Annotated in this window: 25 protein-coding genes; 9 read left to right on the top strand and 16 right to left on the bottom strand. The window is 68.2% G+C overall.

The genetic code is table 11. The features are described from left to right. The first annotated feature begins 282 nt into the window (after positions 1 to 282). The 6 genes from nosZ to C3L37_RS07770 are packed head-to-tail and all read left to right on the top strand — an operon-like array spanning position 283 to position 6,784. Positions 283 to 2,172: a TAT-dependent nitrous-oxide reductase gene (nosZ, locus tag C3L37_RS07795; protein ID WP_129114056.1), complete on the top strand. Its 1,890-nt coding sequence runs from the start codon at positions 283 to 285 to the stop codon at positions 2,170 to 2,172. A gap of 6 nt (positions 2,173 to 2,178) precedes the next feature. Continuing rightward, the gene (locus C3L37_RS07790; RefSeq protein ID WP_228546171.1) at positions 2,179 to 2,964 is read left to right on the top strand and encodes a hypothetical protein; all 786 of its coding nucleotides are present in this window, start codon (positions 2,179 to 2,181) and stop codon (positions 2,962 to 2,964) included. Next, positions 2,961 to 4,340, top strand: coding sequence for a nitrous oxide reductase family maturation protein NosD (gene nosD / locus C3L37_RS07785; protein WP_129114055.1), 1,380 nt, complete (start codon positions 2,961 to 2,963; stop codon positions 4,338 to 4,340). The genes C3L37_RS07790 and nosD overlap by 4 nt, the downstream gene beginning before the upstream one ends. Then, on the top strand, positions 4,321 to 5,325 hold the full coding sequence (locus C3L37_RS07780; RefSeq protein ID WP_129114054.1) for an ABC transporter ATP-binding protein: 1,005 nt from the start codon (positions 4,321 to 4,323) through the stop codon (positions 5,323 to 5,325). The genes nosD and C3L37_RS07780 overlap by 20 nt, the downstream gene beginning before the upstream one ends. Then, entirely contained in the window at positions 5,322 to 6,209 is an 888-nt protein-coding gene (locus tag C3L37_RS07775) for an ABC transporter permease (RefSeq protein ID WP_228546170.1), read from the top strand. Before C3L37_RS07780 ends, C3L37_RS07775 begins: the two co-directional genes overlap by 4 nt. Further along, the gene (locus tag C3L37_RS07770; protein WP_129114052.1) at positions 6,209 to 6,784 is read left to right on the top strand and encodes a nitrous oxide reductase accessory protein NosL; all 576 of its coding nucleotides are present in this window, start codon (positions 6,209 to 6,211) and stop codon (positions 6,782 to 6,784) included. Before C3L37_RS07775 ends, C3L37_RS07770 begins: the two co-directional genes overlap by 1 nt. A 22-nt stretch (positions 6,785 to 6,806) precedes the next feature. Here C3L37_RS07770 and C3L37_RS07765 read toward each other — a convergent pair whose 3' ends face one another. Together C3L37_RS07765 and C3L37_RS07760 are read right to left on the bottom strand one after the other, a co-directional pair. Beyond that, on the bottom strand, positions 6,807 to 7,022 hold the full coding sequence (locus tag C3L37_RS07765) for a hypothetical protein (RefSeq protein ID WP_129114051.1): 216 nt from the start codon (positions 7,020 to 7,022) through the stop codon (positions 6,807 to 6,809). A gap of 236 nt (positions 7,023 to 7,258) precedes the next feature. Then, entirely contained in the window at positions 7,259 to 7,573 is a 315-nt protein-coding gene (locus tag C3L37_RS07760) for a hypothetical protein (RefSeq protein ID WP_129114050.1), read from the bottom strand. 92 nt (positions 7,574 to 7,665) lie between these two features. Between C3L37_RS07760 and C3L37_RS07755 the strand changes: the two genes are divergently transcribed. Next, positions 7,666 to 8,007, top strand: coding sequence for a hypothetical protein (locus C3L37_RS07755; protein ID WP_129114049.1), 342 nt, complete (start codon positions 7,666 to 7,668; stop codon positions 8,005 to 8,007). A gap of 239 nt (positions 8,008 to 8,246) precedes the next feature. On the opposite strand, the gene fer is transcribed toward C3L37_RS07755, so the two are convergent. The 14 genes from fer to C3L37_RS07685 form a co-directional block, all read right to left on the bottom strand. Then, positions 8,247 to 8,636 (bottom strand): ferredoxin Fer, encoded by a 390-nt coding sequence (fer, locus tag C3L37_RS07750; RefSeq protein ID WP_129114048.1) that lies wholly within the window; start codon positions 8,634 to 8,636, stop codon positions 8,247 to 8,249. A gap of 133 nt (positions 8,637 to 8,769) precedes the next feature. After that, positions 8,770 to 9,900 carry an inorganic phosphate transporter gene (locus C3L37_RS07745; protein ID WP_129114047.1) on the bottom strand — a complete coding sequence of 377 codons (1,131 nt, stop codon included), beginning with the start codon at positions 9,898 to 9,900 and terminating at the stop codon, positions 8,770 to 8,772. Between the two features lie 160 nt (positions 9,901 to 10,060). Further along, positions 10,061 to 11,488 carry a dihydrolipoyl dehydrogenase gene (gene lpdA, locus C3L37_RS07740; protein ID WP_129114046.1) on the bottom strand — a complete coding sequence of 476 codons (1,428 nt, stop codon included), beginning with the start codon at positions 11,486 to 11,488 and terminating at the stop codon, positions 10,061 to 10,063. Continuing rightward, positions 11,488 to 13,122, bottom strand: a complete 1,635-nt coding sequence (locus C3L37_RS07735) for a dihydrolipoamide acetyltransferase family protein (protein ID WP_129114045.1) — start codon at positions 13,120 to 13,122, stop codon at positions 11,488 to 11,490. The genes lpdA and C3L37_RS07735 overlap by 1 nt, the downstream gene beginning before the upstream one ends. Positions 13,123 to 13,125: 3 nt before the next feature. After that, complete coding sequence (locus tag C3L37_RS07730) at positions 13,126 to 14,124, bottom strand: alpha-ketoacid dehydrogenase subunit beta (RefSeq protein ID WP_129114044.1); 999 nt, start codon at positions 14,122 to 14,124, stop codon at positions 13,126 to 13,128. 1 nt (position 14,125) lies between these two features. Beyond that, positions 14,126 to 15,229: a pyruvate dehydrogenase (acetyl-transferring) E1 component subunit alpha gene (gene pdhA, locus C3L37_RS07725; RefSeq protein WP_129114043.1), complete on the bottom strand. Its 1,104-nt coding sequence runs from the start codon at positions 15,227 to 15,229 to the stop codon at positions 14,126 to 14,128. Between the two features lie 266 nt (positions 15,230 to 15,495). Further along, on the bottom strand, positions 15,496 to 16,860 hold the full coding sequence (locus tag C3L37_RS07720) for a M20/M25/M40 family metallo-hydrolase (protein WP_129114042.1): 1,365 nt from the start codon (positions 16,858 to 16,860) through the stop codon (positions 15,496 to 15,498). A gap of 75 nt (positions 16,861 to 16,935) precedes the next feature. Then, positions 16,936 to 17,127 carry a hypothetical protein gene (locus tag C3L37_RS07715; RefSeq protein WP_129114041.1) on the bottom strand — a complete coding sequence of 64 codons (192 nt, stop codon included), beginning with the start codon at positions 17,125 to 17,127 and terminating at the stop codon, positions 16,936 to 16,938. Positions 17,128 to 17,305: 178 nt separating this feature from the next. Next, a complete protein-coding gene (locus C3L37_RS07710; RefSeq protein ID WP_129114040.1) occupies positions 17,306 to 17,794 on the bottom strand; it encodes a hypothetical protein in 489 nt (162 codons plus the stop codon). 2 nt (positions 17,795 to 17,796) lie between these two features. After that, positions 17,797 to 18,333 (bottom strand): DUF7342 family protein, encoded by a 537-nt coding sequence (locus tag C3L37_RS07705; RefSeq protein ID WP_129114039.1) that lies wholly within the window; start codon positions 18,331 to 18,333, stop codon positions 17,797 to 17,799. 120 nt (positions 18,334 to 18,453) lie between these two features. Next, entirely contained in the window at positions 18,454 to 19,389 is a 936-nt protein-coding gene (gene lipA, locus C3L37_RS07700; protein ID WP_129114038.1) for a lipoyl synthase, read from the bottom strand. A gap of 103 nt (positions 19,390 to 19,492) precedes the next feature. Then, positions 19,493 to 20,389 carry a trehalose-phosphatase gene (gene otsB / locus C3L37_RS07695; protein WP_129114037.1) on the bottom strand — a complete coding sequence of 299 codons (897 nt, stop codon included), beginning with the start codon at positions 20,387 to 20,389 and terminating at the stop codon, positions 19,493 to 19,495. Beyond that, positions 20,379 to 21,992, bottom strand: coding sequence for an alpha,alpha-trehalose-phosphate synthase (UDP-forming) (locus C3L37_RS07690; protein WP_129114036.1), 1,614 nt, complete (start codon positions 21,990 to 21,992; stop codon positions 20,379 to 20,381). The genes otsB and C3L37_RS07690 overlap by 11 nt, the downstream gene beginning before the upstream one ends. Positions 21,993 to 21,997: 5 nt before the next feature. Continuing rightward, positions 21,998 to 22,402: a hypothetical protein gene (locus tag C3L37_RS07685; RefSeq protein ID WP_129114035.1), complete on the bottom strand. Its 405-nt coding sequence runs from the start codon at positions 22,400 to 22,402 to the stop codon at positions 21,998 to 22,000. 165 nt (positions 22,403 to 22,567) lie between these two features. On the opposite strand from C3L37_RS07685, the gene C3L37_RS07680 reads away from it, so the two are divergent. Both C3L37_RS07680 and C3L37_RS07675 read left to right on the top strand, forming a co-directional pair. Beyond that, positions 22,568 to 23,233, top strand: a complete 666-nt coding sequence (locus tag C3L37_RS07680) for a helix-turn-helix domain-containing protein (RefSeq protein WP_129114034.1) — start codon at positions 22,568 to 22,570, stop codon at positions 23,231 to 23,233. Positions 23,234 to 23,330: 97 nt separating this feature from the next. Beyond that, positions 23,331 to 24,740, top strand: coding sequence for an MATE family efflux transporter (locus tag C3L37_RS07675; RefSeq protein ID WP_129114033.1), 1,410 nt, complete (start codon positions 23,331 to 23,333; stop codon positions 24,738 to 24,740). The last annotated feature ends 94 nt before the right edge of the window (positions 24,741 to 24,834 follow it).

The raw sequence follows: 24,834 nt of genomic DNA, 5'->3' as shown, positions 1-24,834 counted from the left end.
GTATATATCAGAAATTTTACATATGATCGAGTGACGTCGTCCCTCGAATTCTCGTCGAACGCGGCGGGGTTTCGGGCGCACGCCGACGACCTCGGTCGGGACGTCGCGGGTCGCGGCCGCACCGACGTTCTCGCGAAGACGACCTTCCCGAAGCGAACATGTTCTCGCGGTTTACCGTCTCGTGGGAATCTGAGACAGCACTTTACGGATCCTGCGCCGACGGCCGATCGTGGCGGGGACGTCGTCGGCCGGTTCGGTCGCAGATCTCCGCCGGTGAATCCGATGTCAGACGCGAACACTGCAAACGAGCGGCGCTCGAACGACGGCCCGGCCGACGATCGCGAACCCCTCTTCCCCCGCCTTCCGCGTCGGGACTTCGTGAAAGCGGGGATGGCGGCCGGCGCGATCGGGTCGCTCGCCGGCTGTACGAGCGTTCTCGACCGGGGAAGCGACGACGACGTGAACAGTTCGCGCGGGGACGTCCCGCCGGGGGAACACGACGAGTACTACGCGTTCCTCGGCGGGGGCCACTCGGGCGAGGTGCGGGTGTACGGCCTCCCCTCGATGCGTCAGCTCATGCGCATCCCGGTGTTCGGCCGGGAGAGCGCGCGGGGGTACGGCTACGACGACGAGACGCGGACGATGCTCGAAGAGGCCGGCGGCTACTCCTGGGGCGACGTCCACCACCCGCGGTTGAGCCAGACGGACAACGACTACGACGGCCGCTTCGCATACGTCAACGACAAGGCCAACGGCCGAATGGCCCGGATCGACCTCACGTACTTCGAGACGGACGCGATCGTCGACATTCCGAACACGCAGGGCGTCCACGGGGCGTGCGCTCGGCTTCCCGACACGGACCTCGTGTTCGGCGTCGGCGAGTTCCGCGTCCCGATGCCGAACGACGGCCGAGACCTCGACGATCCGGGGTCGTACACCTCGGTGTTGACGGCGATCGACCCCGACTCGTGGGACGTCGCCTGGCAGGTGCTCGTCGACGGCAACATGGACAACGGCGACGGCGGGAAGAACGGCCGCTGGTTCTTCGCGACCGGCTACAACAGCGAGGAGGCGGTCTCTCCGAGCGAGATGACGGGTTCGGACACGGACTACCTGAAGGCGTTCGACACCCTCCTGATCGAGGACGCCGTCGAAAACGGCGACTACGAGGAGATCGGGGGCGTCCCGGTCGTCGACGGTCGCCGGGACAGCCCGCTCAACCGCGGCGACGAGCCGATCGTCCACTACGTCGACGTCTCGAAGAGTCCCCACGGCGTGAGCGTCACGCCTGACGGAAAGTACGCCATCGCGAGCGGCAAGCTCGACCCGACGTGTTCCGTCGTCGACATCGAACGGCTCGACGAGGTCGACGATCCGACCGAGGCGATCGTCGGCCGTCCGAGCGTCGGGAACGGACCGCTACACACGGCCTACGACGGCCGAGGGCACGCGTACACGACGCTTTTCATCGACTCGCAGGTCGTCAAGTGGGACATCGAAGCGGCCGTCGAGGCCGAGGAGGGGTCCGAGGACCCCGTGATCGAGAAAATCGACGTCCACTACAACCCCGGACACCTGATCGCCTCCGAGTCGTACACGGCCGAACCGCAGGGCGACTGGCTGATCTCTTTGAACAAGCTCTCGAAGGATCGGTTCCTCCCGGTCGGGCCGATGCACCCGGAAAACGACCAGCTGATCTACATCGGCGACGACGAGGAGGGGATGCAGCTGGTGAAAGACACTCCGGCGTACGCGGAGCCGCACGACGCCTCGATCGTGAAGGCGGACAAGCTCGATCCCGCGGCGGTCTACGATCCGGCCGATTCCGACGCCGAGTTCGTCGCGGCCGGCGAGGACGATATCACCCGCGAGGACGGGCGCGTCCACGTCCGGATGACCTCCGTGCGAAACGAGTTCGGCTATCCGGACGTCACGGTGACCGAGGGCGACGAGGTGACGTTCACCGTCTCGAACATCGAGGAGACCTCCGATATGCTGCACTCGCTCGCGATCCCGGAGTACGACATCAACATCAAGATGGCACCGCAGGAGACGTCGGAGGTGACGTTCACCGCCGACCGGCCGGGCGTCTACTGGATGTACTGCGCGTACTTCTGCAGCGCGCTGCACCTCGAAATGCGGGCGCGGCTGCTGGTCGAACCGAGCGGGTGATCGCCGATGCTCCGCCTCTCACGGATGCTGGAACTGCGTCGGGCGCTCGCAGTCGTCACGGCCGGGTTGCTGGTGGCCGCCCTCTCGGTTCCGGTGTGGAAGATCACGCTCAGCGCGCCCCAGTACGTCGATCCGCTCACGGTCGAACTGTACGCCTATCCGCGACTGGCGGGGGATTTCGAGGAGGTGAGCGCGCTCAACAAGTACGTCGGGTTCTACTACCCGGACCCGGTGTACGTCGAGCCGAACTACGAGGTACACGACGCGGCCGTCGACGTCCCCGAGTGGGTGCTCGCTCCGGTGGCGTTCGTCGGCGGCGCCGTCGCCGCCGCGGTCGTCGCAGTCCTGCCGTCGGACAGGATCTCTCGGGGACTGACCGTCCTCTTCGTCTCGACGGTCGCGGTCTTCGGGACGATGCTCGCGGGCGTCCAGTACCGGCTCCACCAGGCGGGCCACGCCCTCGATCCCGACGCGCCGCTCGAAGGGATCGACGGGTTCACGCCGCCGGTCCTCGGCAGCTACGAGGTCGCGAACATCAGCGGCAGCGCCGGCTTCGGTCCCGGCGGCTACGTGGCGGTCGGCGCGCTCGCCCTGCTCGCCGTCGCGTTCTCCCTCCGCGACTCGACGGCCACCGTCGCAGACGTTCCGACGCTCCTTCGCGCTGGGCGACGCCGGCTCCGGGATCGCATTTCGCGCCGCGGCGCCGGCGACCGGGACGGCTCCGCGGCCAACGGGGACGGGTCGGCCGCGACCCGGATCGGCGACGCGCCTCCGGACGGTGAGCCGCCGTGAGAGAACGGTACTTCGCCGTCGTCGCCGCGGCGGTGCTGGTATGTTCGGTCGCGGGCTCGGCCGTCGCGGGGACGGACGGTCCCGCGTGGGACGAGACGACCGAGAACTGGCGGCCGGACGCGCCGGACGTGACCGACGCCCACGAACCCGACGCGCCGGGCGTCGCGACCGTCGACGGCGAGGAGTACGACTCCGTCCAGGCGGCCGTCGACGCCGCCGACCGGGGCGAGACGGTCGTCCTCGACGGGCGGTTCGACGAGACCGTGACCGTCGAGACGCCGGGGGTGACCGTCGAGGCGGCCGAACGCGACGGCGCGCTGATCGACGGCGGCGGCGACGGCTCGGTCCTCGCGGTCGAGGCCGCGAACGTCACCGTGAAAAACGTCTGGCTCCGCAACTCGGGGACGGACCGCAGCGACGAGGACGCCGGCGTCTTCGTCAACGACTCGGACGCGACCCTGTCGGCGATCAGACTCACCGAGGTCACCTTCGGGATCTGGGTCGACGGCGTCGACGGAGCGACCGTCGAGGGCGCGGAGATCGCCGGCGACGAGGAGCTGTCCGCCAACGAGCGGGGCAACGGCATCCACCTCTGGGAGGTCGACGACGCCGTCGTCGAGGACAACGCCATCACACGGACGCGAGACGGGATCTACTACTCGTGGTCCGAGGGCGTCCGCGCGGAGGACAACGTCGTGTGGGACCTCCGCTACGGCGTCCACTACATGTACTCGAACGACAACCACCTCGAGAACAACACCGCCTTCGACAACCACATCGGCTTCGCGTTGATGGTCTCCGAGGAGCTTTCGCTCGTGAACAATACGGCCGTCGGGAACGACGAGGGGAGCGGCCACGGGATTCAACTGAAGGACGTCGAGGACAGCGAGATCAGCGGCAACGACCTCGTCGCCAACGGCGACGGTTTCTACGTCCACAACGCGCAAGACAACGACCTCGCCGACAACCTCGTCCTCGAAAACGACGTCGGGATCCACATCGCGGCCGGCAGCAGGGGCCAACGCGTCGCGGGCAACAGCTTCATCGCGAACGACGTGTCGGCGTTCGCCGAGACGACGGAACAGGAACGCTGGAACGGCACCGACGCCGGCAACTACTGGTCCGACGCGAGCGCGGTCGACCTCGACGACGACGGGACGAGCGAGGTCCGCCACCAGCCCGCCGGTGCCGTCGAGCGGCTCGTCCGAGACCGGCCCCGGGCGGCGGCGTTCGCCGACAGCCCCGCGTTCGACGCGATCCGGCTCGCGGAGAGTTCGTTCCCGGTCGTCGAATCGCCCGGCATCGTCGACCACCGACCGCTCGCCGAACCGAACCACGACGACTGGGAGTCCTACTATGAAACTCACGATCACTGACGTTCGAAAGCGATACGGCGACGTGGTCGCCCTCGACGGCGTCTCCTTCGAGGTGCCGTCCGGGTCGACCTTCGGCGTTCTCGGGACGAACGGGGCGGGCAAGACCACCCTGTTCGGGTTGCTGGTCGGCCACGACGATCCCGACGAGGGGCGGCTCGAAGTCGGCGGCCTCGACGTCTCCCGCGCGGGGAACCGCGTCCGAGAGCGGATCGGATTCCTGCCCGACCGCGCCGGCTTTCCGGGATCGATGACCGGCCGCGAGGTGCTCGACGTCCACGCCCGCCTCCGCGGGATCGACGGCCGTCGAGAGCGGATCGCGGAGTCGCTCGCGGTCGTCGGCCTCGCGAACGCGGCAGATCGCGCCGTCTCGGGCTACTCGAACGGGATGGGCCGCCGGCTCGGTCTCGCCGCGGCGCTGCTCGCGCGGCCGCCGGTGCTCGTCCTCGACGAACCGACCGCCGGACTCGACCCCCGCGGGGTCGCGACGTTCCACGGGATCGTAGAGCGGATCGACCGCGAGACCGACGCGACCGTCGTCGTCGCCTCGCACGCCCTCTCGGAGGTCGAACGCCTCTGCGACGGGATCGCCGTCCTGCGGGACGGCCGACTGTGCGCGACCGGTTCGATCGACGAGATCCGCGGTGCCGGCGGGGATTCGATCACCGTCCGCGTTCGGCCTGCCGGCGATCCCGCGGCGCTTCGCGAGTCGATCCGGCGGTACGGTCCGACCGCGACCGCCGGCGACTGGCTCGAAGCGACCTGCGACCGCGCGGACGCGTTCGACCTCCTCGGCTCGCTCGACCGCGAGCGCGTCGAGCGATTCGAGATCCGGGAGCCGGGGCTCGAAGCGGCGTTCCACGAGATCGTCGCGCGCGGGGACGTCGGAGGCGACGCACACGTCGAAACCGGCGCGCGTGACGGATCCGACGAACGCCGCGGAACCGACGCAGCCGCCGGGACGGCCTCGGAGGGGGCGGAGCCGTGACGTCCGACGACGCGGCCCAGCGCCCGGACGGGGGGTACGAGACCGCCCTCGGATCGACCAGCGTCGGCGCAGCCCGGGGCTGGTGCCGCCAGGTTCTGGTCGTCGCCGAGACCGAGTACCGCCTCGCCGTTCGGGGCCGCTGGGCGCTCGCGATGACCGCGATCTTCGCCACGTTCTCCCTCGGACTCGCGACCTTCAGCGGCGCGAGCGTCGCCCCCGAGGGGTTCGACCGAACCGTCGCCAGTCTCGCCGTGATCGCCGTCTACCTCGTGCCGCTGGTGGCGCTCGCGTTCGGCTACGACGCGGTCGTGGGTCGCGAGGAGAGCGGCTGGCTCCAGGCGCTGTTCGCGCTGCCGGTCGATCGGTCCCGGATCGTCGTCGGGACCGTCCTCGGGCGGGTGGTCGTGTTCGCGAGCGCGGTCGTCATCGGGTTCGGGATCACCGGCGGCCTCCTCCTGCTGGAGTTCGGCCTCGACGGCTTCGACACCTACGTCGGCTTTCTGCTCGCGACGGTCGCTCTCGGCGTCGCGTTTCTCGCGTTCGGGATCTTGCTGTCGACGCTCGCCCGCGAGAAAACCCACGCGCTCGGACTCTCGCTGCTCCTCTGGGCGTGGTTCGTCCTCGTCCACGACCTGCTCGCGCTCGGCGTGCTCTCGGCGTTTGACCTCCCCGACGCCGCGGTGTCGGCGCTGCTCGTCGCGAACCCGACCGGCGTCTACCGCGCGCTCGTCCTCGGCGCGCTCGGCGCGGGCGGCGACGCCGGCTTCGCCGCGGTTCTCGCGAGCGCCGGTCTCTCGGGATCGGTCCTCGTCGCGGCGCTGGCCGCGTGGATCGCCGGTCCGATCGCGGCGGCCGCGATCTGCATCCGCCGGAGGCGAGTGTGATGGCGGACGTCGGGTCGACCCGTCGTCGGCTGCTGGTCGGAATCGCCGGGGTCGGCGTCGCCGGCGCGGCGGGCTGTCTGGCCGGCGACGAACGCGAGGGGCGCGACGACGCACCCGCCGACTCGATCGATCTCGACGGTCGCGAGTGCGACGCCTGCGGGATGGTGATCGGCGAGGCGTACGGCGTCGCGGGCCAGCTGTTTTACGCCGACGGAAAACCGGAGGATCCCCCCGCCAGGTTCGACAGCGTCGTCGAACTCGTGACCTACCACGAGGAGCGCCGGGACCGCGGCTGGGAACTCCGAGAGGCGTTCGTCGCCGACTGCTCGCGCGTCGACTACGACCTGGAGACGCGCGAGGGCGAGCGGTACGTGACGACCCACGCCGCCGACGACGCCTTCGCGGACGCGACCGAACTGCGGTACGTCGTCGACAGCGGCGTCCGGGGGGCGATGGGACCGGCGTTCGTTCCCTTTTCCGACGGCGACGACGCCGCGGCGTTCGCCGACGAACACGGCGGCGAGGTGGTCGGGTGGGACGAACTCCCCGATGCCGCCCGATCCGCGTCGCGGTGACTGCGATCGAGTCGGCGAGTGGCTACAGCGTCAGCCCCAAGACGGCGACTACGAACCCACCGACGATCCAGGCGAGGCCCGCGCGTCTGTAAGCCTTCTCTCCCTCCTCGGTGAGCCCGTCCCCGTCCGGGCCGAACGGCGCGTGCTCGAACCGGAACGTCGCCTGCGGCTTGAGGAGATACGCCGCGCCCACGACCCAGAAAATCGTGCTGATGAAGAGGACGCCTCGCCAGCTCATACCGAGTGGTTCGAACGGGAGACGATGTGTCTTTCGTCGCCTCGGACGATCCGCGACCACGGCCCGTCGGTGGAACGGCCAGTCGTATAAAAGCGGTTATCGGGGAGGGGACGCTCGCTAGAAAATCGGTTTGGGTGGCCCGTTCGGGCCACGTCGAGACCTAGATGTAGATGACGCGGGTCTACAGGCGGAGCAGCCCGAGTGCCTCGGGGCAAGCCCTGAGGGGATTCGCCTGACTAGGCCCAGTCGTGATCTTCTATCCCTTCGTAGTGTTTCAGACGGCTGTCTATCTCCCATTTCTCCCATTTACACTCGTGATAGAGAACGTCAGCAAGGATGCCGAAGTTACTCGTATCGAGTTCGATTCCCCGATTACCACGGTAGGTGATGTACGGCTCACTTCGGAGATCATCGTAAACATCGCGCGCGGTCGGGTAGTCGCCGTCGATAGCTGAAAGGCTAAGAAGATCTTCCTTCGTGATCGGTGTCTCCCACTTGTGTTTCGCAATCATCGTCGCCAAGAGGGCGCATCTCACCGACGGCTTCTGCATACTCGGAGTATTGAACTACCAACGTATAAATACTGTTAATGGGAGTTAACAGTGGTGGAAACGCTTATGAACTCGCGTAGCCTGAACCCTGTATGAGCAGTACGGAGCACACGGAGGGCGGCCGCGAGCAAAAAAAGGAACTCCGCAAGGACCACCCCAGCGGGTGGTTCCACCTCACACAGCACGACGCGATTCCGATTCTCGTGGATGCGCTGCTTGACCTACCGCCCAATCGGGAATTCAACAAAACAGAGTTCGCGGAGCACGCGGGCGTTACGCGGCAGACCGTAGGCAACTACACGGATCTACTGCTGGAAGTCGAACTGATCGAAGAAGTCCCGAACACCTCCCCACGCCGCTACCGGGTCGCAGATAGCGACGTTGTTCGAGAACTCTTCGAATTGAACAGCGCCCTCAACAACGTTGGCAAATAACCCGCCCGAAACCCTGTAGTGGAATCCCCAATAGTAGGGAGGTGAGATCGCTCACTCTCACCGCTCACTGATACACTATCGGTAGCTCGCTAATGATTTCAGAAAAATGTTCTGTCCGCAGCTAAGAGATACTCTTAGATAGGCTTGAGGCGCCCTCTCGGCGGTGAAATCGACGATTTCGAGAGTATCCAAACCCCGTGAGAGGGGTGGTTTGTTAAACGAGCGTTTTACGCCGTTAATTAGATGACGCGGTTCTGCAGGTAGTCGAGGTGCTTCGCGTTGTAGACGATCTTGACCTCGTCGGCGGCCGGGCTGCCGATGCAGGTGAGGCGGACGTTCTTGTCGTCGACCTCCTCGTCCGAGAGGATCTGCTGCATGTCCATCTCGATCTCGCCCTCCTTCAGGATGGCCGCGCAGTTCGCGCAGGCGCCGGCCCGGCAGGAGAACGGCCAGTCGTAGCCCTGCGCCTCCGCGGCTTCGAGGATGTACTCGCCCTCGTTCACGTCGAGCGTGCCGTAGTCCTCGTCGCTCAGGCCCGCGTCGGCAGCCTGGCCGAAGAGGTCGTCGTCGTTTAGATCCCAACCCTGGTCGTCGAGCACTTCGTAGTTGAGGTATTCTACCGTGGGCATCAGCCTGCGGTTCGGCGGCCATCCCATTAGACTTTGCTGTTCTCGCGGCAGTTTTCCGATCCGACCGCCGCGTCGATCGAAAACGCGTCGCTCTCGTCGGCGTCCTCGAAGCCTCGTGCGGCCGATCGCGTCGTCACATCACCGGGCCGTACCTGAATACGACGTACGCCACGACGGTCGCGATCGCCGGGACGAGGTTCTGCAGCACGATGACTCGCGCCGTCGTCGCCGGTCGGTAGAGTTCGGCCGCGGTCTGGGGTTCGGCCTCGTTCGTCCCGGCCTGTTCGATCGGTTCGGCGGCCACCGCCGCGTCCGCGGCGTCCGGCGTCTCCAGTGGTTCGAGCGGCCCTTCGGCCCTCGTGGCCCGCCCCCACCCGAGGCCCACGATGCTCATCGTGGCGATGACGACGAAACTGGCCGGGACGCCCAGCGCCGAGAGGACGGTCACGAGCGATGCGCTGACCGCGGCGACGACGAGCGCGGCGACGAGCGGCAGTTCGGTGAGGTCGTTGCCCATCGTCTCCAGCGTCCGCCGCGCGATGGTGAGCGCGCCGAGTCCCATCGCGCCCGCCGCGAGCAGGATGCCCTGGTTCATCGTGAGCGACCGGTTGCCCACGAGGGGGGCGACGGCGTTGGCGACGTTCGACGCGCCCGCCGAGAACGCCATGTAACAGGCGATTCCGATCACGAGTAACGTCCCGCCGAACTCCCGCGGCGTCGTCTCCGGTCCGAGTCGCGGGTACGGACCGAACTCCACGAGCGGCCCGTCGCTGCGTTTGATGGCGATCCGCGCGGCCAGCCAGTCGTAGCCGTACCTGCCGATCACCGCGCTGATCCAGAACCCGATGACCGGCGAGACGAGCCACCACGAGATGATCTCCAGGATGATGCCCGTGTTCAGCCGTCCCGTCGCCAGCCCGAGTCCGGCGATGGCCCCGACGGCGGTCATCGAGGTCGACGCCGGGACGCCGAAGACGTTCGAAACGAACAGCGCGGTGCCGATGAAAAACAGCACCGCGATGCTCGACGCGAGCGTGAACGGGTCGCCGCTCACGAGTTCCGAGCCGAGCGTGTCGACGACGCGTCGCCCGACAGTCCAGCCGCCGAGCAGGGCGAAACCGGTCATCAGGACGCCCGCGCCGATCTTCGACACCGCGCCGCTGCCGACGGCCGGGCCGAACGCGACGCCGGTGTTCGAGCCGCCGATGTTGAATCCGACGAAGACGGCGACGATCAATCCGACGGCGAGGAGAATTTCGCTCACTGTGTAATGCTTCGCGCCCTCGTATAAGAGGGTTATTTCGACGCGATGAGATTCGGACGCGGCAGCGTTCGGGTGCGACCGTGTTCGAGTACGAATCCGCCCGAGCGAAGTGCGGTCGTGCGGCCGTGCGGCCACGCGCCCGCCGCGGGCGCGCAGCGAGTCACCGATTCAGCGTGTGAATCGCCTGCCCCTGCGCGTTCTCCGCCGCTTCCATCACGGCTTCCGCGAGCGTCGGGTGGGTGTGGATCGTCGAGGCGACGTCCTCAAGCGTCGCGCCCATCTCGATCGCCAGCGCGACCTCGGCGACGAGTTCCGACGCCTCGGGGCCGACGATCTGCGCGCCGAGGACGAACCCCGCGTCGTCGTCGGCGACGATCCGGACGAATCCCTCCGTGTGGTTCGTCGTCAGCGCGCGTCCGCTGGCGTTGAACGGCATCTCCCCGACGACCGGATCGAAGCCGGCCTCCTCCGCTTCCGCCTCGGTCATGCCGACGGTGCCGATCTCGGGATCGGTGAACACCGCGGCGGGGATCGCCTGGTGGTCGAGCGCCGCGGGTTCGCCGGCGATGACCTCGGCGGCGACGATGCCCTCCGTCGACGCCTTGTGCGCGAGCATCGGCTCGCCGGCCACGTCGCCGACGGCGAAGATGTGCTCTTTCTCCGTCCGCGCGCGGTCGTCTGTTTCGAGGAAGCCGCCGTCGTTCGTCGAGAGCCCGGCGTTCTCCAGGTCGAGCGTGTCCGTGATCGGCCGTCGACCGACCGCGACGAGCACCCTGTCCGCCGGGTACGCCGACTCCTCGCCGTCTTCGTCCTCCGTGACGACCTGGATGCCGCCGTCGCCCGACTCGCGCCACTCCTTCGCCCCCTCGCCGAAGTGGAACTCGACGCCGAGGTCCTTCGCCTTCCGTTTCACGACGCGTGCGACGTCGTCCTCGTAGCCCGGCAGGGCGTCGTCGAGCATCTCGACGACCGTCACCTCCGTGCCGAGTTTGGCGAAGACGGTCGACAGCTCCATTCCGATGTAGCCCGCGCCGACGACGACGAGACGGTCCGGGATCGAGTCGAGTTCCAGCGCTTCTTTCGACCCGATCACCGGGTCGTCAGCGTAGCTGAAGTTCGGGATCTCGATCGTCTTGCTCCCGGTGGCGACGATGCAGTGTTCGAACTCGATCGTCTCCGACCCCTGTCCGTCGCCGCCGTGGGCGACGCGGACGCGGTTTTCGTCGGCGAACGTCGCGGTCCCCTCGACGAGGTTCACGCCGTTCGCCTTGCAGAGCTTCTCGACGCCCCCGGTCAGGCGGTCGACGACGCCGTTCTTCCAGTCGAGCATTCCCGCCATGTCCACGACGGGATCGGCGTGGATGCCCATCTCCTCGGCGTGGCCCGCCTCGTAGGCGAGGTCCGCCGCGGTGATGTACGCCTTCGAGGGGATGCAGCCCCGGTTCAGGCAGACGCCGCCGTAGGCGTCCTTTTCGACCAGCGTGGTGTCCAGCCCGCGCTGCGCGGCGCGGATGGCGGCGACGTAGCCGCCCGGTCCGGCGCCGATGACCAGTACGTCCGTTCCGGTTGAGATGTCTCCGACGACCATTATTCGATGAGCAGCAGCTTCGGGTTCCGCAGGTACTCCATCACGCGGTTCGTGAACGCCGCCCCGTCCGCGCCGTCGATGACGCGGTGGTCGATCGAGAGCGACAGCGGCAGCGTCTCGCGGGCGACGACGACGTCGCTCACGGTTTCACCGTTCGCGTCACGAGATTCCTCCGGAATCTCGCGTTCTTCCACCACAGGACGCTTCTCGATCGCGCCGAGGCCCAGGATCGCCGTCTCGGGGTAGTTGATGATCGGCGTCGCGTACTCGCCGCCGATCGCGCCGAAGTTCGTGATAGTGAACGTGCCGCCCTGCAGCTCCTCGCGGGTGACTTTCCGCTCGCGAGCGCGGGAGGCGAGGTCGTTCACCTCGCGGGCCAGTTGCAGGATCGACTTCCGGTCCACGTCCTTCACGACGGGCACCATCAGCCCGGCGTCGGTGGCGACGGCGATGCCGATGTTGTAATACTTCTTGAGGACGACCGCCGATTCGTCCTCGTTCTCCTCGTCCAGCGTCGAGTTGAGCACCGGGTACTCCTTCAGCGCCGCCACGAGCGCCTTCATCACGAACGGCATGTACGTGAGCCTCACGCTGCGCTCCTCCGCGACTTCCTTGAACTCCTCGCGCAACTCGACCAGCCCGTCGACGGCGACCGTGTCGTGGTGGGTGACGTGCGGCGCGGTGTACTTCGACCGCTCCATCTGCTGGCCGATGGTGCGTCGGACGCCCCGGTAGGGGACGCGCTCCTCCTCGCCTTCGGCAGCGGCCGCGGTCGTCGTCTCGGCCGCCGCTTCGGCCGCTTCGGCGGCCTCGACCGGCTCGGCCTCGGCTTCGACCTCCGCCTCGCGGGCCGCCCGCTGAGCCGCCGCGTACTCCGTCACGGCGGCGGGCGTGACGAACGGCTGCCCGTCGCGCTCCTCGGTCGCCGGCACGTCGTTTATGTCGATCCCTTCCTCCTCCGCGAGCCGTCGCGTGGCCGGCGCGGCCAGCGTCCGATCGCGTCCGGCCGCGTCCGGTGCCGGACCGGTCGGTCCTTCGCCGTCCCGCGACTCCGCACGCTTCGTGACGGCGGCCTGTCCGCCCACGTCCGCGTCGCGCGGGCCGGACGGCTCGGCCTCGGCGTCGTCGCCTTCCTCCGCCACCGCGCGCACGTCGGCGTCGGTGACGCGTCCGCCGGGACCGCTTCCCGCCACGCCCCCGATGTCGACGCCGAGTTCGCGGGCGAGCCGTCGGGCGCTCGGAGCCGCGAAGACGCGGCCGCCGGGCGTCCCCACCTCGTCGGTCTCGGCCGTGGCCGTCGCCTCGTCGCCTTCCTCTCCGTCGGTCTCGGCCAGATCGGCCGGCTCGTCGGCGCGTTCCTGCGCCTCGGCGCTCGCCGCTTCGTCCTCCTCGCCGTCCACGTCGAATGTGATGATGACGTCCCCGACGGGGACCATCTCGCCCTCCTCCGCGAGCAGCTCCTTCACCGTCCCGTCGTACGGCGACGGCACCTCGACGAGCGCCTTGTCCGTCTCGACCTCGGCGACCGGCTGGTCCTCGGAGACCCCGTCGCCGGGTTCGACGAGCCACGAGACGAGTTCGCCCTCCGCGACGCCCTCGCCCACGTCCGGCAGTTTGAATTCCTTCGTCGCCATCGTTCAAAACTCCACGGCGCCCCGGATACCTTCTTCGACCCGCGCGACCGACGGGAGGTAGTAGTCCTCCAGCGCGTACAGCGGGAACGGCGTGTCGAAGCCCGCGATCCGCTCGACCGGCGCTTCCTGGTACAGGAGCGCCTCCTCCTGAATTATCGAGGCGATCTCGCCGCCGAGCCCGCCGGTCTTCGGCGCTTCGTGCACCACGGCCGCCCGTCCCGTCTTCTTGAACGACTCGACGATCGTCTCGCGGTCGAGCGGCGACATCGTCCGCAGGTCCACCACTTCGCAGTCGATGCCGTCCTCGGCGAGGTTCTCCGCCGCGTCGAGCGTCGGTCGGGTCATCGCGCCCCACGTGAACACGGAGACGTCGGTTCCCTCGCGCCGAACGGCGGCCTCGCCGATCGGAACCGTGTACTCCTCCTCCGGAACCTCGCCGCGGAAGGCGCGGTAGATCAGCTTGGGTTCGAGGAAGATCACCGGGTCGGGGTCGCGGATGGCCGAGGCGAGGAGCCCCTTCGTGTCGTACGGCGTGCTCGGGATGACGACCTTCAGCCCCGGCTCGTGCGCGAAGAACGCCTCCTTCGACTCGGAGTGGTGCTCGGGCGCGCGGATGCCGCCGCCGTAGGGCGCGCGGACGACCAGCGGGCAGGTGAACCGCCCGCGGCTCCGGGTGCGGAGGCGGGCGGCGTGACTGACGATCTGGTCGAACGCCGGGTAGATGAAGCCCATGAACTGGATCTCGGGTACGGGCTTCAACCCGTACGCCGCCATGCCGATGGCGGTGCCGACGATGCCCGACTCGGCGAGCGGCGTGTCGATCACCCTGTCGGGCCCGAACTCGTCGTACAGCCCCTCGGTGGCGCGGAAGACGCCGCCGTTCTTGCCGACGTCCTCGCCCATGACGAGCACGTCGTCGTCGCGGTTCATCTCGGTGTACAGGCCGTCGCGGACCGCCTGTACGAGCGTCAGGTTCTGTGTCGCGGTTTGTTGCGTCGCCATGTCACTCCCTCAGGAACGCTTCGTCGCCGTACTGCTCTCGGAGCGCTTCGAGCAGCGCTCGCTGCTCGCGCAGGTCCTCCGGGATCGATTCGTACATGTACTCGAATATCTCCTCCGGTCGCGGCCGTTCGACGGCCTCCGCCGCGTGGATCGCCTCCGCGACCTCGTCTTCGACCGACTGCCGGACGCTCTCGATCGACTCGTCGTCGAGGCGGCCGGTGTTTCGGAGGAACGCTTCGAGCCGCGGAATGGGATCTTTCGCCTTCCACCGCTCGACCTCGTCGGCGTCGCGGTACACCGTCGGGTCGTCGGCGGTCGTGTGCGCGCCGAAGCGGTACTGGACCGCCTCGACGAGCGTCGGTCGGCGCTGACCCTCCTCCGGGTTCTTCGCCTTCTCGACGGCCGCGCGGGTGACCGCGTAGACGGCGAGCGGATCCATCCCGTCGACCTGCACGCCGTCGAAGCCGTAGGCGATCGCCTTCTGCGCGATCGTCTCGCTCGCCGTCTGGCGCTCGCGGGGCACGGAGATCGCCCACTGGTTGTTGTTGCAGAAGAAGACGTTCGGCGTGTCGAAGACGCCCGCGAAGTTCAACCCCTCGTGGAAGTCGCCCTCGCTCGTGCCGCCGTCGCCGAAGTAGCAGATGAAGGCGTTGTTCTCCCCCTTGAGCTTCGACGCCCACGCGGCCCCCGTGGCGTGGAGGATCTGCGTCGAAATCGGCACGGCGACGGGGAAGATGTTCACGCCCTCGTCCATCCTGTTGCCGTCCTCGTGTCCCATCCAGTAGAGGAGCGTCTGCTTCAGCGGCAGTCCGCGGACGACGCCCGCGCCGTGTTCGCGGTAGCTGGGAAACATCCAGTCGTCCGCGTCCAGCGCGTGGGCGCTGCCGATCTGCGCGCCCTCCTGTCCGGACAGCGGCGGGTACGTCCCCATTCGCCCCTGTCGCTGGAGGCTCACGGCCCGCCGGTCGAAGTGCCGGGCCAGCCGCATCTGTCGGTACATCTCCACGAGCTCCCCGTCGGAGAGGTCCGGTACCTCCCCGACCACCTCGCCGTCCTCGTCGAGAACTCGTACCTGATCTCGGGGGTCGTGCTGCAGCGTGCTCACGGTCGAACCCTCCTGTGCATGGACGAAACGTCTCCCGCCCGAGTTATAGGGTTTTCGTAAATAATTTACTATAGTTGAGAATCTTGCCAACGATTCGCAAATGAATTCGCGAGATCGCAAGTGAATTAGAAATATTCCAAAAATACGTCCGACGATCGGCTGAGAACGGGACCGTTGTCGACTTCACGGGATCATATTGAACGAACGTGAAGGTTATCCGACGGTCGGCCGACGCGCGCGCCGCCGTCGACGGCGCGTTACCGCCGTCAGCCGTCCGCGTCGTACCGCCGGATCGTCTCGTAGACCGCGTCGCTGCCGAACGAGACCGATTCCGCGGGGATCCGCTCGTCGGCCGCGTGGACGAGTTCGAGGAAGTCGAAATCGGCGGGGAGGTTCATCGGTGTGAATCCGTACGTCTGGACGCCGACGCGCGCGAAGTGGCGGGCGTCGGTGACCGCCGGGAGCACGAACGGGACGGGAACGGCGTCCGGTTCGGCGTCCCGGAGAACGCCGCCGAGCACGTCGAACAGCCCGAGGTCCGTCTCCGCGGGCCCCTCCTCGTACCTGAGGATCTCGAACTCGATCCCGTCGCCGAGGAGGTCGCGGAGTTCGGCGAGGACGTCGTCGGCGGTCTGGCCCGGAAGCAGCCGACTGTCGATCGTGAGTTCCACCCGCGAGGGAATGACGTTCTCCTTACCGCCCCCGCGGACGATCGTCGCGTTCGCCGTGTTGTGCAGGAGCGCCTCGAACGTCCCGGCGTCCTCGCCGAACGCCGAGAGCGCCGCCTCGACGGAGTCGGCGGACTTGAGGTCGGCGAGCGCCTCGCTCGTCGGCTCGCCGACCGCCTCAGCCATCCGGTCGAGCATCTCCTCTACGGGCGGCGTCAGGTGGTACGGCAGGCGCTCGCGGTCGAGCGCCGTCAGCGCCCCACCGAGGCGTCCCATCGCGTCCCCGCGGCTCGGATAGGAGGCGTGTCCCCCCGGCCCTTCGATGGTCGCGCGCAGCCAGCAGAGCCGCTTTTCGTTCACCTGCACCGGGTAGAGCCGCGCGCCCCCGAGGTCCATCGGGTAGCCGCCGAACTCGCCGAGCGCGAAGCGGACGTCCTCGAACAGGTCCGGGTGTTCGTCGACGAGGTAGCCGGCGCCCGCGTCGCCGCCGCCCTCCTCGTCGGAGAGGATACACAGCAGCACGTCGCCGGCGGGGTCGACCCCCTCGCGGACCGCCCGGAGGAACGCGGCGACGAACATCGCCACGCCGGCCTTCATGTCGAGCGCGCCGCGACCCCACACGAAGCCGCCCTCCTCGACGCCCGCGAAGGGCGGGTGCGTCCACGCCTGATCCGCGGTCGGGACCACGTCGACGTGGCCGTACAGCATGAGCGTCGGCGCGTCGCCGCCCGGCAGCCGGGCGACGAGGTTCGGGCGCTCCGGCTCCGTCGCGTACGCTTCCGCTTCGACCCCGGCGTCGGCGAGGAGTCCTTCGATCCACTCGACGCAGGCGCGCTCGGCCCCCGGCGGGTTCGTCGTGTCGAACCGGATCAACTCCCGCAGCAACTCGGCCGGCCGCTCGCAGATCTCGGCGTCCGCGGCCGGGCCGCCGTCGCCGGTGTACTCGCCGCTCGTCTCCGACATGGCTGCGCTACGCTCACGGCGGACGGTCATAAAGACTCGCGTCGCAGCGGTTCGCGTCGGCCGATTCCGCGCGATCTACGGGCCCGTCCGTCGACCGCGCATCAGGAGCCAGTACGCCCCGTAGAGCAGCGCGGCCAACGCGAGCAGGCTCACGACCGCCTCGACGAGCATCGTGAGGAGTCCGAGCGCGAAGCCGAGCACGCTCAGGGCGACGAGCGCCGCGAGGAGCACGAGGCCGACTTTCAGGAGGGTGGTTCCGGTGCCCATGCGCACGTGTTGGGCGGGGAGAACAAGAACCTTGGCGGTGATCGCGCCGGTAGCACTCAGACACGGGGCGGTCGCCGGATTCGGTATCGCCGACGACGCGTCCGAACGTCCCTTCCTTCGGTCGCCGTTCACTACTCGGCGGTCGCGCGAGCGACCGCCCTACTCGCGGTTCCTCGCGTCACCGCTCGCTATTTGGCGGCGGCTCTCGCCGCCGCCCTGTCCCCTCACCGATCGCAACTCGCTCCCAGAGATCCGCGATACGATCGTCGACGTTCGCCATCGTTCGAGTCAGCACGTCGGCCGGGTGGGTGACGGTGACGGGGTCGTCGACGACGTTCGTCGCGTCCGCGTCGGGCGGTCCGTGAAAGTGAGCGTCCGCCGCGTGCGGGTTCGGATGTCGGTCCCACCGACACTGCCAGACCGTCCCCTCGTCGTGGCGCTCGCGGTAGTGAAAATTGTACTCGTCGTTCACGTACCACTGGATCTCGACCGACGCCTCCAGAACGGTCGCCGGATAGCGGTCCGCGTCAAGGTGGAGAACGAGCGCGGTCAAGCGACCGTCGGTTCGGGCGCCGCCCGTCCGCGCCACGAGCGAGTGACCGCGGACGCGATCGCGAAACGATTCGAGGACGGCGCTGTCGATCGGCCCCCGGCCCGCGTCCGCCATCGCTACGCGTGAAGTCCGTCTCGCTTCCGGCGCGCCATCGAAATCGCGTCGCGGTAGACCCCGAGGTCCCGCCGGATCGACGCCCACTCGCCGGTCGTCTCCCACAGTTCGTGAACCGTCTCGTGATCCGCGTCGGGGGGGAACGAGACGGCGTCCGGCGTCGGAACCCCGTACCGCTCCTGAAACGCTTCGTCCTCGGATTTCAGCGTTCGGAGTCGATCGAGCAGTTCCTCGGACGTGCGCTCGGTCGCGAGTTCGTTCGCGCGACGCCACCGGAAGTACTCGTCGTTGCGGGCGTAGCGCGCGCGGTCGCCGTCGGTCCACCTCCGCGCGACGCCAAGGTCGGCGAGTTCGGACAGGTGTTTTCGCGCCGCGTTCGGCGAGCACGCCGCCCGCTCCGCGAGCGCGGCGATCGGCGTCGGCTCTCGAACGCCGACGATGACGTCCTTCACTCGCTGGCGCGTGTCGCGCGTCTCGATCCACCGCTCGCGCTCGCGTTCGATGGACTCGTCCGACGGTGCCGGACCGAACTCGGGCATGATCAAATATTCGCGTCAGACCATCATATATCTTCGCACGCGGTCCAGCGATAGCGATTGACGAACTGCTTGGCGGCGGCTCTCGCCGCCGCCCTGCTCACGGCTCCCTTCGGTCGTCGTTCACTGCTCGGCGGTCGCTCGCGCGACCGCCCTCGCCTCCTCCACGGTCTTCCCCTCCCGAATCAGCGCGTCGACGAACAGCTCGCCCGCCTTGTACGACGACCGGACCATCGGTCCCGACGCGCAGTAGAGAAAGTCGAACTCCTCCTCCGCGACCCGCCGCCACGTCTCGAACGCGTCGGGGTGGACGTACTCGAACACGTCGAGGTGCGAGCGCGACGGCTGGAGGTACTGGCCGAACGTGACGACGTCCACGTCGGCCTCCCGGAGGTCCGAAAGCGTCTGGTAGATCTCGTGTTCGTACTCGCCGAGACCGAGCATGAGGCTCGTCTTCGTGTAGGCGTCCGATTCCCGCGCGGCCTGCTCTAGGACGCCGATCGACTGCTCGTACCCCGCCCGACGATCCCGTATCGGCCACTGGAGGCGCTCGACGGTCTCGACGTTGTGCGCGAGCACGTCCGGCTCGGCCTCGACGATCCGGCGCACGAGTTCCTCCTCGCCCCGGAAGTCGGGGATCAGCACCTCGACGAGGACGCTCGGATCCCGTCGCTTGATCTCGCGGATCGTCCGCGCGAAGTGGCTCGCGCCCTGATCCGGCAGGTCGTCGCGGTCGACGGAGGTCAACACGACGTAGTCGAGGCCGATTTCGGCGACGGCCGCCGCGACGTTCGCCGGCTCGTCGGGGTCGAGCGGTTCCATCCCGCCGGTGCGCACGTCGCAGAAGTTACACCCCCGGGAGCACCGGTCGCCCATGAGCATGAACGTCGCCGTCCCCGGCCCGTCCCGCCCGCTCCAGCACTCGCCGAGGTTCGGACAGTTGGCCTCCTCGCAGACTGTGTGTAGGTCGCGGTCGCGGAGCGTCCGCTTTATCTCCGTGAACCGGCGGCCCGACGGCGGCCGCATCTTCAGCCAGTCCGGCTTCCGCCTGGTCTGCATACCTCCTCCTTCGTCCCCGAGGGCAAAAACGTGCGGATCGTGCGGATCGTCGAGCGTCGGAACGATCGAACGATAGCGCGGTCGATCGCCGGTCGGCCCGCGGTCACGCAATCCGGTCGTCCGGATCGCCCGCCGTCTCGGCTCCGAGTTTCGCCGTCCCGGTCGTCGCCAGCCAGCGGAAGAACGCCTCGACCGCCGCCGGATCCGCGACGCTCTCGGCGGCGACGGTCTCGCCGTCGGTGCCGACGTAGACGCTGACGCCGCCGCGCGCTTCGACCGTCCGGAAGCCCGACTCGTCGGTCCGGTCGTCGCCGAGAAACACCGGGAGGGGTTCGTCATCGCGCTCTTCGAGCAGGGCCGCGATCCGCTCGCCCTTGTCCCACTCGATCTCCGGGTGGATCTCGACGGCGTCCTTCGCCGACTCCGTGCGGAGGCGGCCGTCGCTGAGCCACTCGACGACGGTGTCGACCGTCTCCCGGAGCGCCTCCCGTCGATCGGGCGGCGTCTCCTGCAGGTGTAGCGTCGCGGACAGCCCCTTGTTCTCGACGAGCAGGCCGTTTTCGACCGCGAACTCGCCGTCGAACGTGCCGCAGACGCGGTCGACGTCCTCGGCGTACTCCTCGGCGCGCGGGTGGACCGTCCGCTCGCCGTCGCGGAGCTGTTCGAGACCGTGGTTCCCGGCGTAGGTGATCCCGTCGACGCCGACGCGCTCCGCGACGTCGGTCAGCTCCCGGCCGCTGATCACGGCGACGGTGACCCGGTCGTCGGCCGCGAGTTCGCGCAGGAGTTCGCGGATCTCCGCTCTGATCTCCGCCGCGTCCGGCTCGTCGACGATCGGCGCGAGCGTCCCGTCGAAGTCCGTACAGAGGAGCAGCGCCGAGCGATCCGGCAGCCGCTCCGCGAGCGCGCGGAGGGCGCTCGGGAGCGGTCGGCCGCCTCCGGGGACGCGGCGGTCGTCGCGACGTCCCGCCCCGCGACCGTCGGCGTTCTCAGTTCCCATCCGTACGCTCCCGTGACGACTCGCGTCCGTTCTCTCCGTCCCGCAACCGCTGCGTTCGTTCGAGCACGGCGTCGATCCAGTCGTCGAGGTTGTTCTCGGCGACGGTCTTCCGAAGCGTCCGCATCCGCGTCCGTCGCTCGTCCGTGGGCATCGTCAGCGCCGCCTCGATCGCCTCGGCGAACGCGGCCGAGTCGTACGGCTCGACCGTCTTCGCTTGCGCGCCGAGTTCCTCGTCGGCCCCGGCGAGCGTGCTCAGGAGCAGGACGCCGTCCTCGTCGGCCTGTGCGGCGACGTACTCCTTCGCGACGAGGTTCATCCCGTCGCGGATGGGGCTGATCAGCGCGAGGTCGCTGTGGCGGTACAGGCCGTACAGCTCCTCGTTGGCGAGGTGGTCCTCGATGTAGACGACGGGCGTCCAGTCGTCCGTCCCGAACCGCTCGTTGATCCGCTCGACCTGTTCTTTCACCTCCCGTCCGAGCTGCTGGTACGCCGGGATCGCCGACCGACTCTCGCTCGCGCGCTGTACGTACGTGAGCTCCCCTCGCCACTCGGGATTCTCCTCCCAGAACAGGTCGAGCGCGTCGAGCCGTTCTGGGATCCCTTTCGTGTAGTCGAGCCGATCGACGCCGACGGCGACGCTCGCGTCCGGATCGATCCCGAACCGGTCGCAGAACGACGGCCAGAACGCCTCGTCGGCGCGTTCGCTCAACTCGGCTATCCGTTCGACGTCGACGCCCATCGGGAACGCCTCGACGACGGTCGTGTGCCCCTCGTACTCGACCTCGCCGGCGTCGAAGTCGACGGCCGCGTCGTCGAGGCAGGCCGCGACGCCTTCGAGGAAGTTGTCGCGGTACCGCTCGATGTGGAAGCCGAGGAGGTCGGTCGCGAGCAGCCCCTCGACGAGTTCGCGCCGCCGCGGACAGACGCGGAAGGTGTCCCACGCCGGCCACGGGATGTGCCAAAACTGCATCAGCGTCGCGTCCTCGCCGAGCGCGGGACGCACCATCCCCGGCGCGAGCGCGAAGTGGTAGTCCTGAAACCAGACGATCGCGTCGTCCGGCGCGGCCTCCGCGACGATCCCCGCGAACGTCTCGTTCACGTCGCGGTACCGCTCCCAGTACGACTCGTCGTACTCCATCTTGTCGACCAGGTCGTGACACAGCGGCCAGAGCACCTGATTGCTGAACCCGTAGTAGTACTCCTGGATCGCTTCCTCTTCGAGCCAGACCCGTTTGAGGGTGTAGCTCGGATCCTCCGGCGGCACCCGGACGCGGTTCTCCGCGTCGACGACCACCGGATCCGCGTCCGCGTCGCCCCACGCGATCCACAGGCCGTCGATGTCGCGCATGACCCGGTCGAGACCGGCCGTGAGGCCGCCGATCGGCTGATCGACGACGATCTCGTTGCTCTCGTCGGCGTAGTTGTGCCGGTACGGCTGTCGATTCGAGACGACGACCAGATTCGAGACGCCTTCGGACCTCTCCGTGTCCGCCTCGCTGTCTTCCTCCTCTTCGTTCTCCTCGTTCTCCCTCCCGTCGCTGGAATCGACGGATCGCGGGCCCTCCCGCTCCACCGCCGTCCGATCGGACCGTATGGGTAACATGTCTGTCACAGCTCCGCGACTCGGGCGTCCGTTCGAGCGTCCTGCGGCGGTTCGTGCGCGCCGAGTCGCTCGGTGAGTTCGCCGAACGGTATGCCGGCGTCGGAGTCGACGCTCTCGACCGTCGCGTTTATCAACTCCATCCAATCGTACAGCACGCACACCGCCTCCTCCTTCGCCGACACACGGAGAATGGGTTTGACGCTCATCGCCTCCCCGGCCGACTGTCGGCACTGGAGCTGCCATCGGTGCGAACGCCCGGACCCGGGCATCTCGGCGGCGTCACCCACCTCGATCGCTTCGAGGTGGACGCCGACGTCGCGGTGGCGGAACCGAACCGCGTTCCCGTCGGTCGGTGCTCTCACCCAGTTGGGCGGCACCTGTCCACGGGCGAACCGTGTGATGTCACTCATTCACTACCCTTTATGAGGCCTCCTTCGGGCATCCTGATTGTGCTTGTATATACCACCCTTTCGTAACGGAGGTGATCCCCCGTAATATAGCCGCGACGGAGTGTCATCCGCGCCGATCGATCGGCAATCCGGTAACTTAACCGAGTGGCCCGACGTGGGGCTCTCATGAGTACTATCGCAGAGGTGGAGGTTCCGGCAGCCGAATTCGCCCTTCGGGAGACGCTCTCGACGCTCCCCGACGTCCAGTTCGAGGTGGTCCGGCTCGCGGCCCACGACCACGAGCAGGTAATGCCCTACCTACGCGTCTCCGAGGGCGACCTCGAATCGGTCGAGCCCACGCTACTCGACGATCCGAGCGTCTCGGACGTGGAACTCCTCGACGATCTCGGGAACGAACGGCTCTTCCGGATGAACTGGGTGAGCGACATCCGCGTCATTCTCCACGTCGTCCTCGACGAGGGCGCGACCGTCGTCGACATGCAGGGAAAGGACGACTCGTGGCAGCTCAGGATACTCTTCCCGACCCGCGATTCGCTCTCCGCGACGCACGACTTCTGCGTCGAAGAGGGGCTCACGTTCACGATCAGGAACATCTACGACCTGAAGGAGTCGGTCGGGAGCGGCCAGTACGGTCTCACGTCCGAGCAGTACGACGCGCTCGTCACCGCCGCGGAACGGGGGTACTTCGACGTTCCCCGCCGGCTGACGATGTCGGAACTCGCGTCGGAACTCGGCGTTTCCCAGCAGTCGCTCTCGGAACGGCTCCGACGCGGACACAAGGCCCTCGTCGACAGCGCGCTCCGCGTCGGCAAGTCGTCGTTCGGAAAGTGACTCCCCTCCGAGGGCGATACTCGTGCGGGTCGGATCCATCGTATGACAAACATCGACAAACCTTTATTGTATTATATGATATGCGTAAATCGTATTGATGCTCGACCTCTCGAAAGAGGACATCACAGAAGGTCCGATTCCCCGCGCCCTCCTCCTCCTCGCAGCTCCGTTGCTCGTCCAGAACGTGACGCAGGTCATACAACAGATTGTCGATATATTCTGGCTCGGTCGGATGACAGGCACCGCCGATCCGGTTGCGGCGGTGGGGTTGAACTATCCGATCGTCAGCGTCTTCCTCATGCTCGCGGTGTTCGCTCCCTTCGTCGGGACGCAGGTTCTCGTGGCGCAGCGCGTCGGGGGCGACGATCCGGCGGGGGCGCGATCGGTCGCGTTCCACGGCGCGACGATGGGACTCGCGTTCGGCGTCGTCGTGGCCGCAGTCGCCGCGGCCGGGGCCGGTCCGATCGTCAGGGCGGTCGGGGCCGGTCCCGCGATCGCGGGCATGGCGACGGCGTACCTCGCCACCTACGCGCTCGTGCTCCCGTTCGCCGCCGTCAGCGACGCGGTCGAGGGGGCGTTCGTCGGCTGGGGAGACTCGCGCGCCGCCCTCTACGTCACCGTCACCGCCGTCGGCGTCAACGTCGTTCTCGATCCGATTCTCATCTTCGGGTACGGCTTGATTCCGCCGCTGGGCGTGCGGGGGGCGGCGCTCGCAACGGTGCTCGGCACGGCAACCGGGATGTCTCTCGCGGTCGCGATGGCCGTCGGACCGCGCGGAAGCCTCTCGCTTTCGCCCGCCGACGTCGGCTTCGAAACCCGCACGTACCGGGAGATCCTCGACGTCGGCGCGCCCCTCGTCGGCCAGCGCCTCGCGCAGGACGGCGTCCGGGTGCTGATCGTCGGGATCGTCGCGAGCGTCGGCGGCGCGGCGGGTCTCGCCGCGTACACCATCGGGGCGCGCGTCGCGAGCGTCGCGTTCATCCCGGCGACCGGCCTCCAGCAGGCCGCCCAGAGCATCGTCGGACAGAACCTCGGCGCGGAAAAGCCCGCCCGGGCGGGGCAGACCACGTGGGTCGGAGCCGGTATCGCGGCCGCGGCGCTCTCCGTCGTCGGGGCGGTCCAGTGGCTCTTTCCCGGGACGATCGCGCAGCTCTTCGTCCCCGAGATCGGACCGGACGCCCTCTCGCTCACGATCTCGTACCTACAGATCCTCGCCTACGGCTACTGGGCCATCGGCGCGAGCTACCTGTTTCTCGCCGGGTTCAACGGCGCGAGCAGAACGCGGACGAGCATGGCCGTCTCGCTCGTGCAGTACTGGGGCGTCCGCCTTCCCGTCGCCGCCGTCGGCGCGTACGCCCTCGACATGGGCGTCGCGGCGGTGTTCTGGGCGGTGACGCTCTCGAACGTCGCCGCGGCGCTCGGCGCGGGCGCGTACTACTACTACACGACGCAGGCGGGAATGCTCGAACGGGCGGCAGAGCGCGCCGCCGGGGCGGTCTCGGACTGATCGGCGTTCGATGGTTCGAGAGCGACCGACCGACCGCCGCCCCGTCGACCGCGAAGGAAACGCCTTTGCCGCCGTAGCGCCCGCCTTCCTCTGA

It is taken from the genome of Halegenticoccus tardaugens (assembly GCF_004116405.1).
GTDB classification, from domain to species: Archaea; Halobacteriota; Halobacteria; order Halobacteriales; family Haloferacaceae; genus Halegenticoccus; species Halegenticoccus tardaugens.
Note: the sequence above shows the minus strand (reverse complement) of the source record. Positions and strands in the feature narration are given on the sequence as shown.

Excerpts from the sequence above, each read along its gene's own strand:
- C3L37_RS07760 (WP_129114050.1), bottom strand. The coding sequence starts at position 7,573 with ATGCAGAAGCCGTCGGTGAGATGCGCCCTCTTGGCGACGATGATTGCG.
- C3L37_RS07715 (WP_129114041.1), bottom strand. The coding sequence starts at position 17,127 with ATGGGCACCGGAACCACCCTCCTGAAAGTCGGCCTCGTGCTCCTCGCG.
- C3L37_RS07755 (WP_129114049.1), top strand. The coding sequence starts at position 7,666 with ATGAGCAGTACGGAGCACACGGAGGGCGGCCGCGAGCAAAAAAAGGAA.
- C3L37_RS07790 (WP_228546171.1), top strand. The coding sequence starts at position 2,179 with ATGCTCCGCCTCTCACGGATGCTGGAACTGCGTCGGGCGCTCGCAGTC.
- C3L37_RS07675 (WP_129114033.1), top strand. The coding sequence starts at position 23,331 with ATGCTCGACCTCTCGAAAGAGGACATCACAGAAGGTCCGATTCCCCGC.
- C3L37_RS07690 (WP_129114036.1), bottom strand. The coding sequence starts at position 21,992 with ATGTTACCCATACGGTCCGATCGGACGGCGGTGGAGCGGGAGGGCCCG.
- nosZ (WP_129114056.1), top strand. The coding sequence starts at position 283 with ATGTCAGACGCGAACACTGCAAACGAGCGGCGCTCGAACGACGGCCCG.
- otsB (WP_129114037.1), bottom strand. The coding sequence starts at position 20,389 with ATGGGAACTGAGAACGCCGACGGTCGCGGGGCGGGACGTCGCGACGAC.
- fer (WP_129114048.1), bottom strand. The coding sequence starts at position 8,636 with ATGCCCACGGTAGAATACCTCAACTACGAAGTGCTCGACGACCAGGGT.
- C3L37_RS07720 (WP_129114042.1), bottom strand. The coding sequence starts at position 16,860 with ATGTCGGAGACGAGCGGCGAGTACACCGGCGACGGCGGCCCGGCCGCG.
- C3L37_RS07710 (WP_129114040.1), bottom strand. The coding sequence starts at position 17,794 with ATGGCGGACGCGGGCCGGGGGCCGATCGACAGCGCCGTCCTCGAATCG.
- lipA (WP_129114038.1), bottom strand. The coding sequence starts at position 19,389 with ATGCAGACCAGGCGGAAGCCGGACTGGCTGAAGATGCGGCCGCCGTCG.
- C3L37_RS07680 (WP_129114034.1), top strand. The coding sequence starts at position 22,568 with ATGAGTACTATCGCAGAGGTGGAGGTTCCGGCAGCCGAATTCGCCCTT.
- C3L37_RS07705 (WP_129114039.1), bottom strand. The coding sequence starts at position 18,333 with ATGCCCGAGTTCGGTCCGGCACCGTCGGACGAGTCCATCGAACGCGAG.
- C3L37_RS07685 (WP_129114035.1), bottom strand. The coding sequence starts at position 22,402 with ATGAGTGACATCACACGGTTCGCCCGTGGACAGGTGCCGCCCAACTGG.
- C3L37_RS07765 (WP_129114051.1), bottom strand. The coding sequence starts at position 7,022 with ATGAGCTGGCGAGGCGTCCTCTTCATCAGCACGATTTTCTGGGTCGTG.
- C3L37_RS07735 (WP_129114045.1), bottom strand. The coding sequence starts at position 13,122 with ATGGCGACGAAGGAATTCAAACTGCCGGACGTGGGCGAGGGCGTCGCG.
- lpdA (WP_129114046.1), bottom strand. The coding sequence starts at position 11,488 with ATGGTCGTCGGAGACATCTCAACCGGAACGGACGTACTGGTCATCGGC.
- C3L37_RS07730 (WP_129114044.1), bottom strand. The coding sequence starts at position 14,124 with ATGGCGACGCAACAAACCGCGACACAGAACCTGACGCTCGTACAGGCG.
- C3L37_RS07780 (WP_129114054.1), top strand. The coding sequence starts at position 4,321 with ATGAAACTCACGATCACTGACGTTCGAAAGCGATACGGCGACGTGGTC.
- C3L37_RS07770 (WP_129114052.1), top strand. The coding sequence starts at position 6,209 with ATGGCGGACGTCGGGTCGACCCGTCGTCGGCTGCTGGTCGGAATCGCC.